The organism is Pedobacter soli, assembly GCF_900101435.1.
Taxonomy (GTDB): Bacteria; Bacteroidota; Bacteroidia; order Sphingobacteriales; family Sphingobacteriaceae; genus Pedobacter; species Pedobacter soli.
Map to the genome: position 1 here is coordinate 419,961 of NZ_FMZH01000005.1, position 21,442 is coordinate 441,402.

At 39.5% G+C, this 21,442-nt stretch carries 22 protein-coding genes; 4 read left to right on the plus strand and 18 right to left on the minus strand.

The window, feature by feature from the left end; all coding sequences use genetic code 11:
- Nucleotides 1-238: 238 nt before the first annotated feature.
- Nucleotides 239-769: an ExbD/TolR family protein gene (locus tag BLR37_RS13845; protein ID WP_090769485.1), complete on the minus strand. Its 531-nt coding sequence runs from the start codon at nucleotides 767-769 to the stop codon at nucleotides 239-241.
- A 108-nt stretch (nucleotides 770-877) separates the two neighbouring features.
- On the minus strand, nucleotides 878-1,408 hold the full coding sequence (locus tag BLR37_RS13850) for a superoxide dismutase family protein (protein WP_090769487.1): 531 nt from the start codon (nucleotides 1,406-1,408) through the stop codon (nucleotides 878-880).
- A gap of 119 nt (nucleotides 1,409-1,527) precedes the next feature.
- On the opposite strand from BLR37_RS13850, the gene BLR37_RS13855 reads away from it, so the two are divergent.
- Together BLR37_RS13855 and BLR37_RS13860 are read left to right on the plus strand one after the other, a co-directional pair.
- Nucleotides 1,528-1,875 (plus strand): hypothetical protein, encoded by a 348-nt coding sequence (locus BLR37_RS13855; RefSeq protein ID WP_090769489.1) that lies wholly within the window; start codon nucleotides 1,528-1,530, stop codon nucleotides 1,873-1,875.
- 111 nt (nucleotides 1,876-1,986) lie between these two features.
- The gene (locus BLR37_RS13860) at nucleotides 1,987-2,838 is read left to right on the plus strand and encodes an EamA family transporter (protein WP_039477053.1); all 852 of its coding nucleotides are present in this window, start codon (nucleotides 1,987-1,989) and stop codon (nucleotides 2,836-2,838) included.
- A 1-nt stretch (nucleotide 2,839) separates the two neighbouring features.
- On the opposite strand, the gene BLR37_RS13865 is transcribed toward BLR37_RS13860, so the two are convergent.
- Both BLR37_RS13865 and BLR37_RS13870 read right to left on the minus strand, forming a co-directional pair.
- Nucleotides 2,840-3,124 (minus strand): putative quinol monooxygenase, encoded by a 285-nt coding sequence (locus BLR37_RS13865; protein ID WP_090769491.1) that lies wholly within the window; start codon nucleotides 3,122-3,124, stop codon nucleotides 2,840-2,842.
- On the minus strand, nucleotides 3,096-3,725 hold the full coding sequence (locus tag BLR37_RS13870; protein WP_090769493.1) for an NAD(P)H-dependent oxidoreductase: 630 nt from the start codon (nucleotides 3,723-3,725) through the stop codon (nucleotides 3,096-3,098). The genes BLR37_RS13865 and BLR37_RS13870 overlap by 29 nt, the downstream gene beginning before the upstream one ends.
- A 100-nt stretch (nucleotides 3,726-3,825) precedes the next feature.
- Here BLR37_RS13870 and BLR37_RS13875 point away from each other — a divergent pair, with 100 nt between their 5' ends.
- Entirely contained in the window at nucleotides 3,826-4,728 is a 903-nt protein-coding gene (locus BLR37_RS13875) for a LysR family transcriptional regulator (RefSeq protein ID WP_039477048.1), read from the plus strand.
- Nucleotides 4,729-4,770: 42 nt separating this feature from the next.
- Here BLR37_RS13875 and BLR37_RS13880 read toward each other — a convergent pair whose 3' ends face one another.
- Nucleotides 4,771-6,774, minus strand: a complete 2,004-nt coding sequence (locus BLR37_RS13880) for a urocanate hydratase (protein WP_090769495.1) — start codon at nucleotides 6,772-6,774, stop codon at nucleotides 4,771-4,773.
- Between the two features lie 19 nt (nucleotides 6,775-6,793).
- Complete coding sequence (gene hutH / locus BLR37_RS13885; RefSeq protein ID WP_090769497.1) at nucleotides 6,794-8,329, minus strand: histidine ammonia-lyase; 1,536 nt, start codon at nucleotides 8,327-8,329, stop codon at nucleotides 6,794-6,796.
- Nucleotides 8,330-8,406: 77 nt separating this feature from the next.
- Between hutH and BLR37_RS13890 the strand changes: the two genes are divergently transcribed.
- On the plus strand, nucleotides 8,407-9,300 hold the full coding sequence (locus BLR37_RS13890) for a LysR family transcriptional regulator (protein ID WP_090769499.1): 894 nt from the start codon (nucleotides 8,407-8,409) through the stop codon (nucleotides 9,298-9,300).
- Between the two features lie 40 nt (nucleotides 9,301-9,340).
- Here BLR37_RS13890 and BLR37_RS13895 read toward each other — a convergent pair whose 3' ends face one another.
- The 12 genes from BLR37_RS13895 to tssD all read right to left on the minus strand — a co-directional run.
- A complete protein-coding gene (locus BLR37_RS13895) occupies nucleotides 9,341-9,802 on the minus strand; it encodes a hypothetical protein (protein WP_090769501.1) in 462 nt (153 codons plus the stop codon).
- A 51-nt stretch (nucleotides 9,803-9,853) separates the two neighbouring features.
- Nucleotides 9,854-10,342 (minus strand): hypothetical protein, encoded by a 489-nt coding sequence (locus BLR37_RS13900; protein ID WP_090769504.1) that lies wholly within the window; start codon nucleotides 10,340-10,342, stop codon nucleotides 9,854-9,856.
- A 122-nt stretch (nucleotides 10,343-10,464) separates the two neighbouring features.
- Nucleotides 10,465-11,241 (minus strand): hypothetical protein, encoded by a 777-nt coding sequence (locus BLR37_RS13905; RefSeq protein WP_090769506.1) that lies wholly within the window; start codon nucleotides 11,239-11,241, stop codon nucleotides 10,465-10,467.
- A gap of 47 nt (nucleotides 11,242-11,288) precedes the next feature.
- Nucleotides 11,289-12,029 (minus strand): hypothetical protein, encoded by a 741-nt coding sequence (locus BLR37_RS13910; protein WP_090769508.1) that lies wholly within the window; start codon nucleotides 12,027-12,029, stop codon nucleotides 11,289-11,291.
- The gene (locus tag BLR37_RS13915) at nucleotides 12,010-14,787 is read right to left on the minus strand and encodes a hypothetical protein (protein WP_090769510.1); all 2,778 of its coding nucleotides are present in this window, start codon (nucleotides 14,785-14,787) and stop codon (nucleotides 12,010-12,012) included. The genes BLR37_RS13910 and BLR37_RS13915 overlap by 20 nt, the downstream gene beginning before the upstream one ends.
- Before the next feature lie 2 nt (nucleotides 14,788-14,789).
- Nucleotides 14,790-15,275, minus strand: coding sequence for a DUF4280 domain-containing protein (locus tag BLR37_RS13920; protein ID WP_090769511.1), 486 nt, complete (start codon nucleotides 15,273-15,275; stop codon nucleotides 14,790-14,792).
- 13 nt (nucleotides 15,276-15,288) lie between these two features.
- Nucleotides 15,289-16,272: a hypothetical protein gene (locus BLR37_RS13925; RefSeq protein WP_090769513.1), complete on the minus strand. Its 984-nt coding sequence runs from the start codon at nucleotides 16,270-16,272 to the stop codon at nucleotides 15,289-15,291.
- A gap of 11 nt (nucleotides 16,273-16,283) precedes the next feature.
- A complete protein-coding gene (locus BLR37_RS13930) occupies nucleotides 16,284-17,699 on the minus strand; it encodes a T6SS phospholipase effector Tle1-like catalytic domain-containing protein (RefSeq protein ID WP_167356609.1) in 1,416 nt (471 codons plus the stop codon).
- 1 nt (nucleotide 17,700) lies between these two features.
- Nucleotides 17,701-18,669: a DUF2931 family protein gene (locus BLR37_RS13935; protein ID WP_244154663.1), complete on the minus strand. Its 969-nt coding sequence runs from the start codon at nucleotides 18,667-18,669 to the stop codon at nucleotides 17,701-17,703.
- A 71-nt stretch (nucleotides 18,670-18,740) separates the two neighbouring features.
- On the minus strand, nucleotides 18,741-18,914 hold the full coding sequence (locus tag BLR37_RS25365; protein ID WP_156131475.1) for a hypothetical protein: 174 nt from the start codon (nucleotides 18,912-18,914) through the stop codon (nucleotides 18,741-18,743).
- Nucleotides 18,915-18,916: 2 nt separating this feature from the next.
- On the minus strand, nucleotides 18,917-20,755 hold the full coding sequence (locus BLR37_RS13940; RefSeq protein ID WP_090769519.1) for a type VI secretion system Vgr family protein: 1,839 nt from the start codon (nucleotides 20,753-20,755) through the stop codon (nucleotides 18,917-18,919).
- A gap of 330 nt (nucleotides 20,756-21,085) precedes the next feature.
- The coding region (gene tssD, locus BLR37_RS13945) for a type VI secretion system tube protein TssD (RefSeq protein ID WP_090769523.1) at nucleotides 21,086-21,442 on the minus strand (357 nt) is incomplete at its 5' end.

The window sequence follows — 21,442 nt, forward strand, 5'->3', positions numbered from 1 at the left end:
GGATTGCCACCTCATGCTTGGCCAAACACTGTAACGAAAGTAAACATATTAGCAATACAGATGTAGTATTAAGCATCTAACCTTAAACTAACACCTCCTTAACAAGATCGCTAAAAGCGCCCAAATACGCTGCATTTGGCCTACTCCACCAAAAATCATTGTATCATTAATCATATTCAATTTATTCATTAGAAAAAAATCAGCTCATATTCGTTTTATTCGCTGATTTTTAGCCTTTTTACATACCTTTCGATTCCATAAATCCTGATTCCTCGCTGGTGATATGGTCGTCGTCGATGGCATAAGATTTAATTCCGGCTATTTTCATTTCATCAATCAGATCTACAAAATCCTTGAATTTGGATGTTGCCGTAGGTTTGATAATCACAATCATATATTTTGCCGGATTATTGGCATGTGTTTTAGCCACTTTAAGCTCATTTGCGCTAATCTCCTCCTGGATGTTTTTAACCGCCACCACTTTCATATCTGCCCCGGCTGTGGTTCCCATGTAACAAACCGATTGGCTGTTCTTTCCCAGTAAAATGGTCATAGTTCTGGATGCGGGATAATCAACAAGAATACCATCGGTTTCATCGGGTTTTGCAACATCTGCCGCATTGAGCGAGCCCAAAGAAGTGGTGAGCATAAAAAATGTAGTTAACAAGAACATCAGATCTACCATTGCGGTAAGGTCTACCCGTGGTGCTGTTTTTTTGGTTCTTCCTTTTGCCGCTTTGCGGCCTTGCGATTCGTTTAGCGTTGCCATAATGTTTAGGTTTTTTATGATGATGACAACAAACCTGAAATTGCATAAAAAAAGCGGCTAAAAATTAACCGCTTAAGAAAGATCGCAATGACGATCATGTTAATATTGTTACTTCACTGCTTCAATCACACCGCAGCCCACACGCGGGCCTGAGTTTCCTGTTGGTTGAGTAGTATAATCGTCGGTACCGCCGTGTACAATAATCCCACGGCCGATAATATTTTTAATGTCGCCATCTTTAATGCTCCACCTGTCGGTAGTTACCGATAAAGTTGCGTGTCCCTTATTATCGAGCATAATGTTGCCAATATCACCACTGTGGTAAGCTGCAGAGCCCCATTTGCCATGTGCTTCTTTGGTAGGGTTCCAGTGCCCGTGCGTGTTTTCACCCATGTTGCCGCAATCTCCATGTTCGTGAAAATGCACCGCTACATTGCTATCGGCCCTTGCAGCAAAATTCATTTCAATATCCATTTTTATTTTCCCATCGCTCAGCTCATAAAATTTGGCAGTTCCGATGTTTTTAGAAGGATCGGCGGTTTCGGTAAGGTTGGCCTGAGCTACAACTTTATCGGTTTTGGTACAGGCACTTAAACAAGCAGCTCCGATAACAAAAAGACTTAAAAAATATTTTTTCATGGTTCAAAAAATTTAGTTTAATAAGAAACAGCCTGAATGCCATTTGGTTTGTTTTTAAATGATTGGCATTAAAACCATTTCTGAAACCACTTGTTTAAATAGTATAAAATCGTATAACTATGGAACAGCCAATTGCAATGAACACTTTGAGTCAAATTTTGGAGAAATTGAGGCTGAAAGGAAAAGATAACGAATTAAAAATAACTGATCACGGCAAGATGCAAAGCAAAACGCTGGGCACCATTTATAAACCAGAAGATTTAACCATCGTAAAAACTTATCGCTTTGAAGGTGATTCTGACCCTGCAGATAATTCAGTTTTGTATCTTGTAGAAGATCAAAATAAAAACATTGGCTACATACTGGATGCTTATGGCATTTATTCGGATAACGAAGGGCCACTGTTTGATGATTTTTTAAAGAAAATCCCTACCGAAAACAGGGACGAGCAGGAACTGTTTTGTTAATAACCTATTGAGTAAAAGGAGAATCGGCATAATCTGATTCTCCTTTTTTGATTTAAAAAAATCTGGAAAGCGATAATTCCGTAATTTTGCGCCTCATTTTACGAGCACCAGATGAAAAGCAAACTCAATATACCACCAATCCCCGCGGTTTTACTCTCTATTATCAGCGTACAGTGCGGTGCGGCTATTGCAAAAGGGCTTTTCCCACAAATCGGCGCTGCCGCTACAGCATCGTTAAGAATTGGTCTTTCGGCCATTATTTTAATGCTCGCTTTCAGGCCCAACCTTTCGAAGTTAAATTTTAAACAGTGGAAATATGTAATCCTTTATGGTATCTGTTTAGGTACCATGAACATGGTATTTTACCTGGCCATTGCACGGATACCTGTAGGTTTGGGCGTAACCCTGGAATTTGTTGGCCCGTTATTGCTTGCCATTATAGGCTCTAAAAAGCCGGTTGATTTTTTATGGGTAATATTGGCTGCTGCAGGCATTGCTTTAATTGCCCCTTGGACAAACACCGGGTTAGATATAGTTGGGGTATTGCTGGCGCTTTTGGCCGGTGTTTTTTGGGCTGGTTACATTATATTGGGTGGACGGATTTCCAAAATCATGAAAGGTGGTGACGCTGTGGCCATTGGGATGATATTTGCTACCATCGTAATTCTTCCTTTCGGGATTTTTGGAGGTGGCTTAGGTCAATTAAACCCAAAGTTACTGGGTTTAGGCGCAGCACTTGCACTATTATCAAGCGCCATTCCCTTTACCCTCGAAATGCGCGCACTGAAACAACTGCCAGCACGCACTTTTAGTATTTTAATGAGCCTTGAGCCTGCTATGGCTTCTTTGGCTGCATTGGTATTCTTGCACGAATATCTTTCGTTAAAAGAATGTTTTGCAGTGGCATTTGTGGTAATTGCCTCGGCAGGTTCGTCACTTACGGCCCGCCGTGCAAAATTGTAATTTAAGCCAGTTTATCGGTTTTGTAAATGGCGATATCTTCAGTCAACTCAGCAGCCCTGGCCACAAAAGCCAGAATATAAGGTTGACTATTATGAAAATCCAAACTTGCCTGGTCTTTCCATTCTTCCTGAAAAATAAAGGTTTCCTGATCGGCAGCTTCGTGCAAATCGTACTGGATACATGCTGCTTCTTTGCGCGAATTTGAAACCATATCCAATAACAGGGCTCTTAATTCGGCAGTGGTTTCTTTTTTACTTTTAACTATTGCAGTTAGATAGAGACTCATATACTTCGGTATTTAAAAAAGTTTCGGTTAAATGTTCGTTGTATCTTTTAAGATCGTTAATGATGTCGGCGTTTTTTTCTACATCATGAAAATGGAGACCATCAATTCTTTCCATTCCTGTAAAAGCATTCATCCGGTGGAAACCAAATAGCACACCATCATCTACACTGGTTTCCATAAAAAATTCGCCTGGCAAAGTAAATGCTTCTTTCGGTGCATTCCACGAAGAGGTAACCATATATTTCCGGCCGTGCAGCATTCCGCCTGTTCCGTAATTACGTGCTGGATTATCAGATTTACGCCCGTCGCTATGGTAAATACCATGGTTATGGCCTTCGGTAAATACCACATCAATATATTCTTTAAAAGCATGTGGCACCTGGAACCACCAGATTGGGGTATGGTAAATTACTACATCTGCCCAAACATATTTGGCTACTTCCGCTTTGGGATCGTAAGCCTCATTAATATTAGTGGTTTGCACTTCAAAGTCTGGCAATTGCGAAAAGAAATCGACTGTAGCATTGGTAATGGTTTCGTTAAACTTACCGCCAGAGTGGCCAAATTTCTGACCGCCGTTTATGATGAATATTTTTGTCATTTCGTTTTTTTTATTTTGATGACACAAAATTACTGCAGCCGAATCTATTATCAAAACAAGTTAATTTATAGATTTGTATCAGAATTATAATAACAAAATCATGGTTAATTTGGAATGGTACAGAAGCTTTAAGGCCATATATAAAACGGGTACTTTAACTGGCGCAGCCGAAAATCTCTTTATCTCGCAGCCAGGAGTAAGTTTACACCTCAGTTCGTTGGAGAGTTATGTAGGCTACAAATTATTTGAACGCACAGGCCGCAAAATGATTCCGACAGAAAAAGGAAAAGTACTTTATAATTTTATTGTAGAACCACTGGCCAAGCTCGAAGATGCTGAAAAGCATTTTCAGAAAAGTACGGAGAAACATACCCCAACCATTAGTGTAGGCATGTGTTTTGAAACCTTCCAGATTACGCTCGAGCAATACATTTCTACACTACCTTTTAATGTAATTATCCGCTTTGGCGAATACCCTGAAATGCTCGATCAATTGGACAAGGGTATTTTAGACCTGATTATTACGCCACAGAAAGGTAATTCTCCCAATGTAGAACACGAAGCCTTTTCATCAGAAACCATTGTATTGGTAGGCGGGATCGAAACCGATGGAGCGGCTTTTAATGCACTGGCCAAAAAGAATGATTTGGAAGGCATGGAAGACTGGCTGAAACAACAGAAATGGTACGGCACCGCTGGCGATATGGAGCACTTGCTACGTTTCTGGCAGCTTAATTTTGGTAAGCATGCCGATTTCCGCCCGAATTATATTGTACCAAACTTAAACTCCATTGTTCGCTGCTTATCAGGCGGCAAGGGTCTCGCCATTATTCCCGATTTTTTGTGCAAAAAAGAAGTTGAAGAACAGAAAATAAAAGTGATTTGGGAAGGCAGCAGTAAACTGAAAAACACTTTATATTTTGGCTGCCGCAAAAACACCCAATATGCCCAGGAAATTGGAGTAATTAAAAAATTGTTTAAAGAAGTGATGGTGAGTTTATAATTAAAAAAGGGTTGCCACTTAGCGGCAACCGTTTTTTAGCTTTTATAAATCCAATCCTTCCAACAGCTTATCATCAACCAAATGCGGTAAGGTAATGTTTAAGGAAGGGCTACGTTCCATTTCACGCTCAATGGCAAAACGGGCTTCTTTATTGCGCGCCCAGCTTCTTCTGGCGATGCCGTTATTTACATCGTAAAAAAGCATTTGCTGTAATTTTTCACCGGCTTCGCGGGTGCCGTCAAGTACCATCCCAAAACCGCCATTTATTACTTCTCCCCAGCCTACGCCCCCACCATTGTGGATTGAAACCCAGGTAGCCCCTCTAAAGCTATCGCCAATTACATTATGAATGGCCATATCGGCTGTAAAACGGCTCCCATCGTAAATATTACTGGTTTCCCTGAATGGTGAATCTGTTCCGCTTACATCGTGATGGTCTCTACCCAAAACGACCGGAGCCGATAACTCACCACTTTTAATGGCTTCGTTAAACCTTAAAGCAATTTTTGCCCTGCCTTCTGCATCAGCATATAAAATCCGGCTTTTCGAACCCACTACCAGCCTATTGGCTTTTGCGGCTGTAATCCAGTTAATGTTATCCTGCACCTGCTGTTCAATTTCAACCGGCGCCTGCAGCTTAATCTCCTCCATCACCTCTTTGGCTATCCTGTCGGTAATATCAAGATCGTGTTCGTTACCTGAGGTGCATACCCACCTAAACGGACCAAAACCATAATCGAAACACATCGGGCCCAAAATATCTTCCACATACGACGGATACCTGAAATCAATCCCATTTGGTGCCATAATCTCAGCTCCGGCACGACTACACTCTAAAAGAAAAGCATTACCATAATCAAAAAAGTAAGTGCCTTTTGCTGTGTGGCTGTTAATGCTGGCCGCATGGCATTTTAAGGAGTTCTGAACATAATTCTTAAACTCATCTGCCGCGTTGGCCATTAATGCATTGGCTTCATCAAAAGTTAAGCCTACGGGATAATAACCACCAGAATAAGGATTATGCAGCGAAGTTTGATCGGAGCCAATGGTGACCTCAATATCCTCCTCATCAAAACGTTCCCAAACATCAACCACATTACCCAGATAAGCGATCGATACGATTTCTTTTTTATCCTGCGCCAGTTTTACGCGATTTACCAGCTCATCCAAATTTTCAATCAGCTCATCTACCCAGCCTTGTTCTTTTCGTTTAAGCGCGGCATGCGGATTAACCTCGGCACAAACGGTTATACAACCTACAATATTTCCGGCCTTGGTTTGTGCGCCACTCATGCCGCCCAATCCGGCGGTTAAGAAGATTTTCCCGGCAGTATCTTTACCATAAAAACCCTTTTTCCTGAAGGCATTCATTAAAGTAATGGCTGTACCATGCACAATGCCCTGCGGCCCAATGTACATATACGATCCGGCTGTCATTTGGCCATATTGTGTTACCCCAAGGGCATTAAATTTTTCAAAATCATGTGTTGAAGAATAATTGGGCACCATCATCCCATTGGTAACCACCACGCGGGGAGCAGCTTCACCAGAGGGAAACAAGCCCTGCGGATGACCGCTATAAATGTTAAGGGTTTGCTTATCGGTCATGGTAGCCAGATACTGCAGGGTAAGCAGGTATTGCGCCCAGTTTTGGAAAACACTGCCATTGCCTCCATACGTAATCAATTCCTCCGGATGCTGCGCAATTGCCGGATCAAGATTATTCTGAATCATTAACATGATGGCCGCTGCATGAATAGTTTTGCAGGGATATTCGTTAATTGGCCTGGCATAAATAGCGTAATCGGGCATAAAACGGTACATGTAAATATGTCCGTAGTTATCCAGCTCAGCTAAAAATTCTGGAGCCAGTTCACCATGCCATGCTGCCGGAAAGTAACGAAGGGCATTTTTTAAAGCCAGTTTTTTTTCAGCTGTATTTAAAACCGCTCTCCGAACCGGGGCATGGCTAAGTGCGGGGTTTCTGTTTTTTTTACCAGGTAATTCAGCCGGGATACCCGCTAATATTTCTGCTGCAAAATTCATATGCTTCAAGCTAAAATTTTTAATGAAGTGTTTTTTCTGCCTCTTTGGCTACCGATACTACCTTACCTGATTTTACCAGGTTTATAGCAGTTTCCATACTATTGTACATAATCTGATCTTCTTCAATATGATCGATCTCCGTGCGTACAAAGTTGTGTACCGCAGTCAGGATTTTGCCAGGCTTTAAGGGCGCATGATAATCAACGGCCTGTGCCGCGCAGAAAAGCTCAATGCCCAGTATTTTTTCTACATTTTCGATTACCTGTAAAGCTTTTCGTGCACCGATAGAGCCCATACTCACATGATCTTCCTGGCCTAAAGAGGTAGGAATGCTATCGGCACTTGCCGGAAAGCAAAGTCCCTTATTCTCGCTGGCCAATGCCGCCGAGGTGTACTGCACAATCATAAAACCAGAATTTAAGCCGGTTTCGCGCATCAGCAACTTGGGTACACCAGGCGTATTTCCTTCCAATGAAAGGTAAATCCGCCTGTCGCTGATATTGCCAATTTCGGATGCCGCTAAACAGGCGTAATCCAGAGGCAGCGCTAAAGGCTGTCCGTGGAAATTCCCGCCACTAATGGTCAGCTCATCGTTAAAGATTACCGGATTATCGGTTACCGAATTTAATTCTATTTCTACTGCTTCTTTTAAGTGTAACCAGGCAGTACGCGAAGCACCGTGAACCTGTGGAATGCACCTGAGCGAGTAAGGATCCTGCACTTTAGCGCAATCTTGGTGCGAAGGCATAATTTCTGATCTCTGCAAGAATTTGCTGATTTGAGCGGCCACCGCGATGTTTGCCGGGTAAGGCCTTAACTGATGTAATTTGGGGTGGAAAGGCTTTTCAGAGCCCATCAACCCTTCAATCATCATCGCCGAAATAATATCAGCAGCTTGAAGTACATTTTCAAGACGGGAAACCACTTTAACGGCGTGCGCAGCTATAAACTGCGTACCATTGATTAGTGCCAGCCCTTCTTTTGGCCCTAATTGCAAGGCATCCAGATCATGATCTTTTAACAATTTTTCTGTTGAGATCATTTCGCCGTTATAATGCACTTTTCCTAGACCAATTAAAGGCAGAAAAAGATGCGATAATGGAGCCAAATCTCCTGACGCCCCAACCGAACCCTGTTTCGGAACCACTGGCGTGGCACCAACTTCTAAAAACCAGATCATCCGGTCAAGCGTTTCGATCCGGATACCGGAATAACCCTGTGCCAGCGACTGCAGTTTCAATACCAGCATCAGCCTGGATATTTCGGTATCAATAGGCTCGCCCACACCCACGGCATGACTCTTCAGGATATTTTCCTGTAGCTTGCGGGTATCTGCAGCTGAAATCATCGAGGTACATAGCGGACCAAAACCAGTATTAATGCCGTAAACAGGCTTTCCTGACAGTGCAATCCGCTCTACCACTTTACTGCTTTCAATCACTTTATCCCGTATTTCAGGACTCAGCATGCCCTTTATTTCACCATTGCTGATGGCCAGGGCAATATTGGCGGTTAAATGATCTGTTCCGTAATTAAAAATCTGTTGCTCGCTCATGTTAGAAAAGGTTTTAAACAAAAATAACAGCTATATTTGATACCTATAAATACCAATTACATCATCATGTAATAACTATGAGTTATCAAATAGAGCTTAGGCATTTTAAATATTTCCAGGTATTGGCAGAAGAACTTAAGTTCAGAAAAGCTGCCGACAGGCTTTTTATTTCGCAGCCGGGCCTTAGCCGGCAGATTAAACAGATGGAAGAAATTTTTAATGCCCAGCTGTTCGACCGGACCAAAAAAAAGGTAACGCTTACCGAAGCCGGAATATACCTCAAAACGGAAGTCGATTTTCTGTTTAGCCATATCGAGAATATCAAAAAGCAGCTCAACGACATCAATGAAGGCAAACAGGGCGAACTCCGCATTGGTTTCCTGGGCTCAGCAGCGCAAAAAATTGTTCCGGAGTTAATTTTCAGGCTGAATAAAGATTTTCCTGAAATTAGAACCAACCTGGATGAGATGACCAACAAACTGCAGATTGAATTACTCGAAAAAGATATGCTTGATGTTGGTTTTGTGCGGATAAATCAGTTTAAGGAGGGTATTTCTAAACACATCGTGCATCGCGATACTTTCTCGCTTGTACTACCGCGAAACCATCCGCTTAAAACAGCCAGCTTTGAAGCAGTTAAAAAACTGGGCGACTCACCTTTTATCTTTTTCTCGAGCGATGATAGCCCCTTTTATTACGACCTGATTATGAGTATTTGTGAAGACCATGGTTTCAGGCCGAAAACTTTTCATAAATCGGTTAATGCTTTAACCATTTACAAACTGGTAGAGGAAGGCCTGGGCATTGCCATTGTACCTACTGCATTAAAATACGGCTACAAGGAAAATGTAAAATTCGTAGAACTTAAACACATCCCGCAGCGCACTGAACTTTATATGATCTGGAAAGATGCGAACAGGAACCCGGCCTTGAAAAATGTGATTGATTTGTTATTGAAGGAGGCAGAATGATTTAACTTTTACCTGATGCAATTAGCTAGCCTGCTTTCAACTACTTCTCTAATAAAATTTTATGTTTTAACATTACTCTTTTTAAACCTAAGCCTTCTCTACTGTATACAAGTTTCATTTGTTTAAATTGTCCACCTTCATCAAAAGTCATCCAAATAAAACTATTACGTAAATCCAGATTTTTTGTTTCAACGAGTGTTGGAAGATAAGGTTTTAACAAGCTAAACATCCGGGTAATAAGCTCGTTGTCATAAGCACGATAAATTCTAAATTTTTCGGTATTAAACATCAGAAATATTTGGAATAATATTTTATAAAACCAGGTTTTCCGGCTTAATTCATATTGCACTGGTTTGTTAAAATAGGTAAACAGTTTATGTTCATTCCAGCCCCGATGATATGAAATAATGATGTCATCAATTGAGTTAATGGCAATTTTTTCTTTTAATAAAAATGTTTCAATAATCAGGTCATTATTTTCCAGATAGATTTTATAAAACATGTTCAACTATAAATCATTTATTAGAAATAGGAGCACCGTACTACAAACTCATTATTTACACTTAAGCATTGCTACATAATGAATAATTTCTTCAATAGATTTATCATACCCGCCGATATATATTTTCTTCACTTCGCCATGATAGATAAATCTTAAATGTGTAGCAGTAAACATTGCTCGTTCATTATCAAACTCTTCGGAACAAGTAAGATCAAGCATTTCAGCCCATAGATACTGATGATCTTTTTCTTTAAGGCCTACATGGTTGATAATTATTACCGGTTTCTTTTTAAAGGTATATTTATATCTCCAAAGATATCCGACTGCACTAATCATAAGTGTTAAAAAAAACACCATTAACGTAACCTTATCTATAAAAAATAAGATTGCTGAAAGTAACAAAACAAAAACTGCAGTACATCCCAAATTACTATGTACCTCAAATAGTTTTAGGGAATCGTTTATCGTAGTTAAACTAAATTTAGGTGAAGTCTTTATTTCTAATTCGTTTTCCAGATATCCATTACCAGTTTTTTCCATAATGCATTATTAAAACCAATTTTACCTACTTTCGCTGGTACTCTTTCCATTCCCCATAGCCTTTAACCCGAGAAAAGAAAAGAAAGATTAAATGCCAAACAGATGTTAAAAACAATATCTGATTAAAGCACAATGGATATTGGGGAACCTGCTGTTTTTTTATGGAATAATATATATTCGATAAACGCATCTTCTTCTTTTTCGTTGTCGATATATATACCAGGTGCCTCATTTGGCATTTGCAATCCAACAAATTTATTGTTGTTGTAAAAAACCAGTTGATATGTTTTTAAAGGGTGTAGCTTAACCAGGTTATGGGTAACACCGCTTAAATAAGATGCCTCCTGTTTTTTTCTTCTTTCACTATCCACATAAAGTGAAGTAAAAATATTCTCCTGCCGCTCACTTGTTAATTTCTGATAGGCACTTAAGTCATTATTTTTAAAGGCTTCAGTATACTTAATGTATTCTTTTTCTAATGTTTCTCTAAGAACAGCCCGATCAATTCTTTCTAGATCAACAGAATCAACATAAGATAAAGTATATGGAACATCTGCATTGAATATTTTCTTGTCGGTAAAAACCCCTGTTGTATGTGTTTTCAAGTCAGGTGTTTTATAATCCATAACTGCTTTACGCTCTTTAGGTGTGTTTTTTTCAAATTCCTCAATTTTCAAAATTACTTCAGCTCCAACCGGAAACTCCTGTCCTTCGTTTACCGACAACATTTTTAAGCTGATGTTTTGTTGTCCGCTTTTTGGAATAAAATTATTTACCGGTAACCGGAAAGAGGTTGCACCAACTTTATAATGGAAATAAAATGGAATATCATTTACCAATAGCTCGAAATAACAGCCTCTGGCATCTATAAATAATTCGTAAATCGGCTTTACACCCATTGAGTTTGTGTTAATTGTTATCAATCAATTTAGTTTGCGGGATAATATTAATTCCCGAACTCTTTTAAGTATCCTTTTGTATCCGGATTGATATAGGCTATCTTTAGAGTGAAGGAATTCAACTCATCAGCCTTTGAAAAATATAATTGTATTACTTTCTCTTTAGTGGTCCAAGTGTAGCTTGGTATTCCGTTAGATTGAGGATCTTGCTCAATTTTTGCATCCTTATTCTGCTTTTTTAATATCTCTAGTAACGCATAATATTCTTTTTCTCCGGAATTATGTAGATTATCTGTTTCAAGAATTATCCTGATCAATTTATTGGAGGGAGTAGAACTTGCATATAACCGACTAAACAGGATTTCTTTGGATTCCCAATAACCGAAGCCTCTTAGATCAGGATTTTTCATCCCCAATAGTGGTGCTCTTCTTTCCGCAAAATCTATATCACCATACTTTTCTCCGTTTTTTATGGTATAATTCGCAACATCCTTATATTGATCCAACAATCTCTTTTCGGTAATATTATATAAAGAGAACCATTTAATGTTTATTGGTTGAGCTTGGGTATTTGTATGCTTATTAGCCCCCATTTTGTTCTCCTTTACGTAGGCCAACTTAGAGAAGAACTTGTCAAGATCAAGTTTTTGAAAATTTACCTTAGCGAGATCAATTGGTTTCCCTCTTTCAAGAACTAAATTACCTTCATCACTTTTGCAACTACTCATGCTAATTAAACATAAAACCGAGCATAATATTACTTTAAACTTATTTTGTCTTTTTTTCATCTTGATCTGTATAAATTTTCTCTGGCCCGTACCAGATATCCTCTTTTAGTAATTCAAATTCTTTCTTTGCTTTTACATCCACTTTCTTGTCCGAAATTTCCTCCCATTCTGGGTTGCGTACCGTTTTTTTCCTACGCACTAACGCAGAATAAACTTCTATTTCGGCTTTCATCCCTGTAAATTTTACTTGTACTGTTTTAAATATCCCACCTTTATCTGCATCCCAGTTTTCGGTATATTCTACTCCACCACCAATGGATGCTTTAGCCTTAAAAGTTTCGACCGTTTCCTCCGTTGTTCCAGCAGCCCCGGTGACCGTAGCAATAACTGTTCCTTCATAATCTACACCTGCTTCCAAAGAGGCGTTTACCTTAACTTTGAGTTCACGTTTCAGGCCTGAATCCCAACCATCAACACTATGGTATCCAATAGATACTTCTCCGGCAATCTCTGCATTCAGTTTAAAATTGAAATAAATATCCAAGCCTTTTACAGCATATTCTAAGGCTGCAATTATCCATTCTATAGCCGTTCCGATTGCACCGGTTAATTTTGGAAGAACCGATACCAAATCTACAGTAATGCCTATTCCTACAAAAGGTTTTAAAGCTACCCCACCCTCTATTCTTGTACCAACTTTACCTTTGTTCTTATCTAATTTTGCAAGTGCATGCTTCCATTTTATGGCAATGCCCACATTTGGAGGATCTATATTAAATTCAAAGGTGCGGATAGAGCCCGTCCTAATTGCTGCAGACCCTCTATTCTCGTTTCCTCTCCCATCAAAAGCTTCTAAGCCGCTGTAAACAGCATTAAAAGTGCCGACTACCTTTTTAATGGCATGTTCAATTTTATAGCCAGCTTCAAATTCGGTGCCACTTGTTACCGCCTTTAAAGTAAAATCCACGCCTACTTTTTCTTCTGTTTTTGCCTCTGCCTCTAATTGTCTGTTTACATACCTAAAATTAAAATTGTTGTGGTAACCTCTTAAATCCTGTCGGGTTGAAGTAAATTTTAAGGTTATCTTGCGTGTGCCAGGAATTGCAATCAGGGCAGCCAACTCCCATTCCATATCCGGAAAAACCCGAACTTTAACTAACTGATTTGGATAACGGCAGGTGCTTACCGGTAGATAATAACTTTGGGATTTAGCCTCATCCAAAATAAAATAATTGAAAACCCATAGGGTATTTAATTTCTGATTAGCCTGTGTTGACACCATACTTTGAGCCTTTTCTAAAAATGTTTTATTGTAAACATATTTTAGCATCAGTACGGCTTCGTCATCCCCATTGAATTTATAATCCCTGTTTAACTGCCATTCCTGTGTTTCGCTTACATCATTTGATAGACCTCTTTTGGTATCTGGTTGTACGTCATAATCGCCTTTCTGGCTCATATCGGGCATTGTAACAAATACCCCGTTCTCCAACCTTAATGCGGGCATAACTCTCCCAATCTGGAAAAGATTTTTTTGCTCACTGTGCTTTTCTCCTGTCTGCAATAAAACCCCATTGCACAAAACACCTTTGGTTGTGAGTTTACCAACTTTTATACTGATATTTTTTCTATTATCGCCTGCAATAATATCAAAAGTTTGTGCCGTATTGTCAATTGGTTTATCTTTTCCGTCTTCATCAAAAATAACAACTTCAGCATCATCACTTTTTACAGTTATAGTAGAAAAACCACAGGGATCAAATTCTTTATGAGTATAGCGAACATCACCAATATATTGTACCTGATTTACTTTCTGTGCTTCGATCCTTTTGAGATAACTGTCCATTAGCTCTTCAGAAACCATAAAACGACTGGAAATAGAGTCCTTTTTATCAATATCCTGAATCTTTAATAATTTCGTATCATAATTGATAAGATCGGTTGTTGGATTATCGGCGTAATTTTTAAAATCTACCCTTTCCTCTTTTTTATTTGTTCCATAAATTAGTCCAGGTTCTGTGTAAACCCGATAAACTTCTACCGCAACCGTAAAATTCTTCTTTCTGTTTTCCCCCTTTTTCCAATCTATATTTATGTTGAAGTTATGCCGGAAATAGGTATTCCAGTTACTATCAGATTCACGCGTTGACAGATCCTGAACAATTACTTTGTCCCAAAGGTTTTTCTCTTCAAAATCCTTGGTTTTGCTTAGTCCTTTGGCTTCGTTTTCTTCAAGCAGGTATACTTTTGCTTTATACTTATTTTTTTTATCCAGATTATAACCATGGAACATAATGGTAAGGTTAGCACTTTGTCCATAGCGCTTAATATCTTCACTTTGATGGAAGTAAGCGTAATCTATCTTAGGAGCAGAAACAGGTATAATGTAAAAGTAGAATCCTGTTCCCGGGCTTTCACTGAATAATTCTACCCGTTGTTTAAATCCATAATAGTAACTTTCTCCATTGGAATTAAATAATATACTTTTTCCTACTTTATATTTTGTTCCAAGTGCGTATTTATTAACAGGAATTGTTCCTCCACTTAATGGCCCCCAGAGGTTTTCTGTTATGTTTTCCTGTTTCGCATTTTGGAAGCTTTTAAAAAATTCGTCATAAATAAAAGCCCATCTTGCATTTTCGATAGTGTGTTTTGGATTGGTTGTTTTAGCTCCAACACAACGCTCATCAAGAACAAACTCATTAGTATCTTTCAAATAAAGTGGATAGCAACCTCCCTTTGGAACAGTTTCGAGCTTATTGTTTGTACGCCAGTAACAAAACTGCAATCCCCGTTTATCTTCTATTTTATCTGACATGATTATTTGGCATTTAAAAATTCATAAAAATCAGCCTTTTCAAGCTCCTTCATATTCACCAACGGATTAATCTGTGCCTGCTGTTCTTCATCAGCATTATCGATATTCTGCTGAGATGGTTGCCCTTTCTGCCCAGTTTTAGCAAACAAAATGCAAGGTGAACCGCTAATGGTACAAACGCCTTTGCTATCTTCAACCAAAACCTGCCCATTGTTAATTAAAACCATTTCTTTGTACATCTCTTTCCACTCGGTTAGTGCGGGTACACAGGGTTTAAAACCTCCGGGAGTGGGCTGTAGCTTGCATTGACCGAAAGTGTTTTTCTCAAAGGTCATCCCAATATCTACATGCGAGGCAATTAATTTTTGAGCCCCGTCTTTATCATTAACGTAATGCTTTTGCTGAGTGAGTACTTTTAGCTTATCTGTTGTGGTACCAAACTGGCATTGGCAGGTGGCGCCTTGTACAATAATTTCTTTCTGTGCCATAAATCCTCCTTCATTAACCTAATACCCGGGTCCAAAATCCTTTTTTCTTTTCAACAGGAACAGGATCGCTTCCTTCATTTTTATGTAAACCTGGATTGGCTGCCTGAACGCTGCTTTCAATTTCGTAAGCCGTGAACTGTATTTGTTTTACTGCAATTTCGTTTGGGTCTTTCTTTTTGTACAGCTTCCAATCAACCCGGGCATGTTTAAGCAAACCTCCATCGCGATCCAAATCACAAATCGCATTTAATTTCATTTTAAATGCTCCCTCTTGATTTAAAAGCGCAGCCTGCTCTGCTGTAGTCTCGCTTTCTGAATGAAAATTCACTTTAAATGTTCCATAATCTGTATAATAGGGCGCTACTGATTGTATGCCTTCAAATGTGACATTTTTATAAGCGATAACCGGAAAGCTAAAACTTATTTGCTGCGATAAATCAGGTTGATACTTTAAAAATTGAGGGTGAAAAAAAATATTCCAGAACATATCAACCCTGAGTGCATTTTGCAGTTCATACCGGTCTGCAATCTTATTCTCCATTTTTGATAAAAACAGTTCGGCATACCGACCTTCATATTTATCACCAATTTTTTCGGCTACCTGCTCCCATCGCTTTAATATCTCGCTGTGGTTTACAATTCCTCTAAACACCTCATTTACTGAGTTCACATCAACTTTAACAGGATAAATTGCTGCCATAGCCATACTGGCAAGCTGCTCACTTACAAAATCGGGTTCATGCCTGTCAATAAAAAGATCGCTCTTATTAAAGCATAACTGCCAGGTTTTATTTTCATCCCGAAATTGGTTAATCAGTAAATGGATCTGATAATCGATCCTTTTTGCCACATCCTCACTCCCCCCATTGTAATATTTAATCGTAATACCGTACTTCCTTTGCAACCGTGGTTTTGGTGCAAATTCTATAGCATGATTTACATTAAGTTTAATCTTATCCGCACCTAAGGGCTGTATTGTATCGGTTAATTTTTCCATGTTTGAGCATTCTAGTAAATAACCCTTTTACCATCGGCATTCGGATCCATCCCAATACCTTCCCTACGTGCAGACCAGTGCAGATACTTGTTTCTTAAAATGCGTAAGTCTTCCTGTTGTTGCTTTTCTTTCTGATAATTGGCATAGTTCTGCTCTGGTATTTTTGCGCCGGCATATTTTTTATCCAATTGCGCAAATGTTTTAAAGGTGTAAGGCTGACCATTGCCCATTACATAATCTTTTAAATAACCTTTTACCCTAACCAGTAAGGGGTCGTCTGATATTGTATATTTACTATCTACCAGGGCTTGCAGATTAACCGGTGCGGTACTCTTTTTTGCATATTCTGCCATATAATGCAACGGGATGTAACTATACTCCTTTTTGATAAGCTTTCTTGAGCCTTTTAAAGCGAAATAGGCAAAGCCCCCTGTAATTTCGAGCTCCTCTTCTTTATACCACGCTTGTTCGATAAGGTTTCTTTTGAAGGGCTCAAGATTATTTCTGTTTGTCCAGGTGGTTTCGAGTTCTTCTTTTACCTCCGGCCCGGTATCGTAACTTCCGCCAACATCACTGTGTACACCCGGAAATGATTTTTCCTTGCCCATGTTTACCTTGGTGAGCGAAAAGTTTTGTCGATGCTCATTTTCAGCAATAAAATGAATCACGGTTTGTGCCCTTCCTATTTCATTGAGGTGAAGTTCTTCAACATCATTAAAATTTGGCATTGCACTAATGTATTTCGAGTAGGAAGAAACAGTATCGAAAATACCTAAAAACCTAACTTTTATCTGGTTAGCTGCTAGCTTAATCCCTGCCTGTTCGCACATTAATCCTAAATGCCCGCAGGCCGGTAATACTTCTGCATTAGTCGATTCACCATCAGCATCGAATTTGGATACCCTGCCCGATCGTGGTTCTACGATAACACTTGGCTTATAAGCGGATTTTCCAATTTCGTAAACAAAATTTCTTGCCGCTGCCGCTCCTCTGCTGAAACCAAAAACATCAAAAGTTATACTCCGCAGCTTTTTTTTGTTATTGGCTTTTAGAATTTTAGTAAGTTTTTCAGAAACGATTTTCTCGCAACCAATTCTCACTTTACCCCTAATCCCGGTATCGCCCGATCCAAACGCATATCCGATAGTACTATCTTTTTTCTCATCTTCGGTACCGATCCCTTCAATATATAAGCTAAGACTTTTGTCGTAGTGATCCCAAAGCCTCGCTACATTAGACCAATCGTTATAATAACTGCTTTCGTCATCATCCTTTCCATATTTTTTAAAGGTTTCTGTATTGTTAAGTCTTGCATTGGTATTGGCTTTACTGTTTTTTGTGCCATCAAAGAAAATACCTAAATTAATATCCAGGTATTCGGTAACATCATTCTTAGGGGTGTAAGCACCCAATTGAACACTTGTCATATCAATCCAAATTTTTACTGCTACTAATTTTACTGCCAACCAGCTTAATTTCTTCCGTTTTGTTTTTGAGTGCCAGCTTGGCCGATGATCCATCGCTACTTAAATCGACGATCAAATCAACAGGACCATTTCCTGCTAATTTTTCAAAAGCCCCGGAAGTTTCCTTTTCATCAAATGGCCTGATTTCTAAGCCGTTTTTCTTACCCGCTTTATCTTTCCAGAGGATAGAAATGTATTTCGGCAATGCTCTGTGGGCATATTGATTCGTTGTAAGCTCTTCACCAAAGCGGTTTTCTTCTTCTCCGTTTAGAAAGTTGTAATAGATCAATGTCACTTTACCTCCCTCAGGCACAGTCACCTGCGGTCTCCACTCATAACGCTTACGGTAAGTTTCATAAATATCCATATCCGGCATGCCCGATTTCGTTATCCGGTCCTTAATTTCGGGTTTAATTACCATTTCATTATTCAATGTTTTAGTGATAAAATCAGGACGGAACATATACTTGGCATTATCGTATGCCTGCTCGGCAGTAATCGTTGTATCGTGCGCCTGAAACGCACCAACCTCTGTTTGGAAACCGGCACCACTTAGCCAAACCATTACCCGGCCTTTGGGAGCAAGCCCGACTTTAATCAGTTTATAGGTTTCCTTTTTCTGATTAAGATCGTTGATAAAACCCTCTTGAAATAACCTGCTGATAAGATTTTTATCCAATTTCCATTTTCCGGTATAAAATTTCTTTTCGGTAAGCGAAAGCCAGGTAAAGTTTAACGAGTCTGGTGCTTCCATTTGTTTGGTCGATACACTCATAATGCCGCCATCGTTTCCCCAACCGGTATTTTGTGTTCCCCAAATTGCATCAAAACTATAGGTAAAATCGTTGGCGATAATTGCTCCCCTGTAAACTTCCATTGGGTATTCTTCAGGTGCTGAAACAGTACCCGTCCACTCAAATTTTTCTTCCATTTTTTGTCCTTTGCAGCTTGTTATCGCCAATAAAATGAGCAATAACAATAAGTATCTGTTTCCTTTTAAACTCATGATTTGTTACCGCTTGATACAATTTTTTTACTGCTCGCTAGTGATAAATTTTGTGCAGTAGCCTCAACATTCATTACCTGGGCGATCTTTTCCAATTTAATGCCAACACGCAATTCATACTTCTGAATAACCTCTACAGTAATATTTTTAGCTTGCTTAATGATTGCCATAGTTAAAAAAGATTAGATTTTTCTGCACTGTTTAACTCTACAATCTTACCGCTTTGGATGGTCATGTTTTCTTTGGCACTAAACATGCTAATTTCTGACGCGATTTCGTTTGAAGTATCAGCTGTTCTTTTAAAATCTTTTGTAGCCAACTCTGTTCTGTTGTTAGATATTTCTGAAACATCGCCAACCGCGCTTAAGGAATAATTGTTGCCTGCCGTAGTAGCAATATCTTTCCCCGCATTGGTTGATTGATTTTGCCCTACCTGAACATCCATATTCTCCTGTACATTAATCTGCATATTCTTGCAGTTCAGCGTCATGTTTTCTAAAGCGGTAATGGTAATATTATTGCCTTTGGTATCGATATGGATAATATTGTTGTGGATATCGGTAATTTTTATCCCCTGGGTATTGGCATCATCATCAAATTCAACCAGGTGGCCGCTTCTGGTAATAATGCTTTTCAGGTGGTTTTTAATCAGCGGACTACTATCTACATTTGCGCTGTGGTACATACTTCCCATAACCACCGGACGGGCAATGTTTCCTTCCTCAAAGGCAATCATTACCTGATCGTCGATTTCGGGAATGGCGAAATATCCCCTGTTATTACCCCTGTCGCCAATACCTGCGCTGGGCGTAACCACGCGGAGCCATTCGGTTACATCATTGGTTAAACATTCCCATTTAAACTGCACTTTAATCCGGCCCTGACCTTGCGGGTCGTTGTTGTCGATCACATTGGCCAGTTGAAGGTCGGGCTGTGGCTTCTCGAATTTTTTCACCAACAAGCGTTCGGTAGTCGATACTTTTCCTTCAAAGGTATTGTGGTATTTTCCATTTTCATCAATATGGTGATGGATGCTGGTAATCAGAAATTTGCCAAGGCTTTCGGTTGTAAATGCCAGCTCTTTGCGCAAGCTCATCGTAATTTCGGCAATGCCACCAATGCTCAAACCGGCATTATCGCCTTTGGCTGTCACTTTTAGGAGTTCGCTTACATTGGCCTTTTCTTCATTTTCTACCAGGTTTTTAATGTCGTTGCCATTATCAACGCGTATTAAAGCAGGCTGATTGAAGGTTTTGCTATAGGTTAGATTAGAAGCTTTAACCGCATGTGATAAATCAGGCGGGCCATCTACTTTCCCTGTGCTTTCGCTCAGCAATATTTCATCCTGTTTGGGGTTGTAAGCAAAACGTTTATTTTTAATTGGCGCTATTTCCATGGCATACTGCATTTCCTGCACATCCCTCCCATAAAACAATGCAATTTCTTTCTGCGCATCGGGTTTACCGAAATTGAGCTGCTTTCCATCGTAAAAAAACCACTCATGGTATTCAGCCGAAAGCCTGTTGAGAAAAGCAAAATCGCTTTCCTTGTATTGTATAATGTAATCTATTGCTTCCGTGCGCGAAGATTTGGCCACAATTTTAAGATCGTTGGCCGGCGTATCCTTAGTAGCCAGTTTTACAATAGTGTTTAAGTCTTTATCTAAATATGAACCCAGATCGGGGCCGCGGTCGATTAAAATAGTTGGACTATAGCCGCTTACAATGAGTACACCATGATAACCATGGCTTTGAGACAGTTGTACTTTAGCTACGAGCCCAATAAAATTTTGCATACTTTCCGGCGAATGGCCAAAGGATGCGGTTAAGGTTTTACCAACAAAATCGCGGCTATCGTCTAAACTGATCAGTCCGGGTGCCCCCATCTGATCATGATTAAAGCGTAATTCGAAATAATGGTGATCGTTAAAAGCCTGTTTTAAAGTGAAGGAAGCGAAATGCGTAATTTCTTTCCCTTCTATATTGATTTCTGCAATGAGTTTCTTTTCCATATTGATTATCCATCTGTGGCACAACAACTAATCAAGTCCTGTTTGGATTCTTCCTCAACAAATAGGTTTTAATTTCGTATGCACAGCACTAAAATATCGTGCTAAAGCACCAACAATTTCTGAACTTGTAAACACCAACGAAATAAACAGTTATTGCCTCAATATGTTTAAGATGGTTAGACATAGAGCGCGTCTTAATTTGCGAGGTGACCAAGATTGATCTATCATGGCCTATAGCCTGATTAGAGAAGAGCTGTAAATCAGATAAAATTTAATGAACTAAAGCGACTGGCTAAAACCAGTCGCTTTTAAAATTTATGACTGACAGCCTTAAGCCTTAGGCCAATCGTTTTCGTGCTCGGCATTGCCCAGCTTTAGCTTGCGGGCCGATACCACAAAAGTTAATGTCATTGGGGTATTGTCGTTTACCGCAATACCTTCGCTATATTGAATGATGTAGGCATCTTCGAAAGATAGTTCTTTCATTTTGGCGTCTTCTTCGCCTTTCTTAAATACAAGTGTACCTGAAAGCGGCTTGTACTGGTTGTTAACCATCGATTCGATTACCGAAGTATCTTCTGTCGATTCGATTTCGATGCTGATGGTACCACCATAAACACCTGAAGACGGACGGCCTTTTGCGTCAACATCTCTGTTTAATGAAAAACTGCATTGCAGTACATCAAA

Coding starts and splice junctions, on each gene's coding strand:
- BLR37_RS13845 (WP_090769485.1), bottom strand. CDS start 769: ATGGCAACGCTAAACGAATCGCAAGGCCGCAAAGCGGCAAAAGGAAGA.
- BLR37_RS13915 (WP_090769510.1), bottom strand. CDS start 14,787: ATGTCAGATAAAATAGAAGATAAACGGGGATTGCAGTTTTGTTACTGG.
- BLR37_RS13905 (WP_090769506.1), bottom strand. CDS start 11,241: ATGGGTGTAAAGCCGATTTACGAATTATTTATAGATGCCAGAGGCTGT.
- BLR37_RS13895 (WP_090769501.1), bottom strand. CDS start 9,802: ATGTTTTATAAAATCTATCTGGAAAATAATGACCTGATTATTGAAACA.
- BLR37_RS13870 (WP_090769493.1), bottom strand. CDS start 3,725: ATGACAAAAATATTCATCATAAACGGCGGTCAGAAATTTGGCCACTCT.
- BLR37_RS13930 (WP_167356609.1), bottom strand. CDS start 17,699: ATGACAAGTGTTCAATTGGGTGCTTACACCCCTAAGAATGATGTTACC.
- BLR37_RS13880 (WP_090769495.1), bottom strand. CDS start 6,774: ATGAATTTTGCAGCAGAAATATTAGCGGGTATCCCGGCTGAATTACCT.
- BLR37_RS13890 (WP_090769499.1), top strand. CDS start 8,407: ATGAGTTATCAAATAGAGCTTAGGCATTTTAAATATTTCCAGGTATTG.
- BLR37_RS13935 (WP_244154663.1), bottom strand. CDS start 18,669: ATGGAAGAAAAATTTGAGTGGACGGGTACTGTTTCAGCACCTGAAGAA.
- BLR37_RS13860 (WP_039477053.1), top strand. CDS start 1,987: ATGAAAAGCAAACTCAATATACCACCAATCCCCGCGGTTTTACTCTCT.
- BLR37_RS13920 (WP_090769511.1), bottom strand. CDS start 15,275: ATGGCACAGAAAGAAATTATTGTACAAGGCGCCACCTGCCAATGCCAG.
- BLR37_RS13925 (WP_090769513.1), bottom strand. CDS start 16,272: ATGGAAAAATTAACCGATACAATACAGCCCTTAGGTGCGGATAAGATT.
- hutH (WP_090769497.1), bottom strand. CDS start 8,329: ATGAGCGAGCAACAGATTTTTAATTACGGAACAGATCATTTAACCGCC.
- BLR37_RS13855 (WP_090769489.1), top strand. CDS start 1,528: ATGGAACAGCCAATTGCAATGAACACTTTGAGTCAAATTTTGGAGAAA.
- BLR37_RS25365 (WP_156131475.1), bottom strand. CDS start 18,914: ATGGCAATCATTAAGCAAGCTAAAAATATTACTGTAGAGGTTATTCAG.
- BLR37_RS13850 (WP_090769487.1), bottom strand. CDS start 1,408: ATGAAAAAATATTTTTTAAGTCTTTTTGTTATCGGAGCTGCTTGTTTA.
- BLR37_RS13940 (WP_090769519.1), bottom strand. CDS start 20,755: ATGGAAAAGAAACTCATTGCAGAAATCAATATAGAAGGGAAAGAAATT.
- BLR37_RS13875 (WP_039477048.1), top strand. CDS start 3,826: ATGGTTAATTTGGAATGGTACAGAAGCTTTAAGGCCATATATAAAACG.
- BLR37_RS13865 (WP_090769491.1), bottom strand. CDS start 3,124: ATGAGTCTCTATCTAACTGCAATAGTTAAAAGTAAAAAAGAAACCACT.
- BLR37_RS13910 (WP_090769508.1), bottom strand. CDS start 12,029: ATGAAAAAAAGACAAAATAAGTTTAAAGTAATATTATGCTCGGTTTTA.
- BLR37_RS13900 (WP_090769504.1), bottom strand. CDS start 10,342: ATGGAAAAAACTGGTAATGGATATCTGGAAAACGAATTAGAAATAAAG.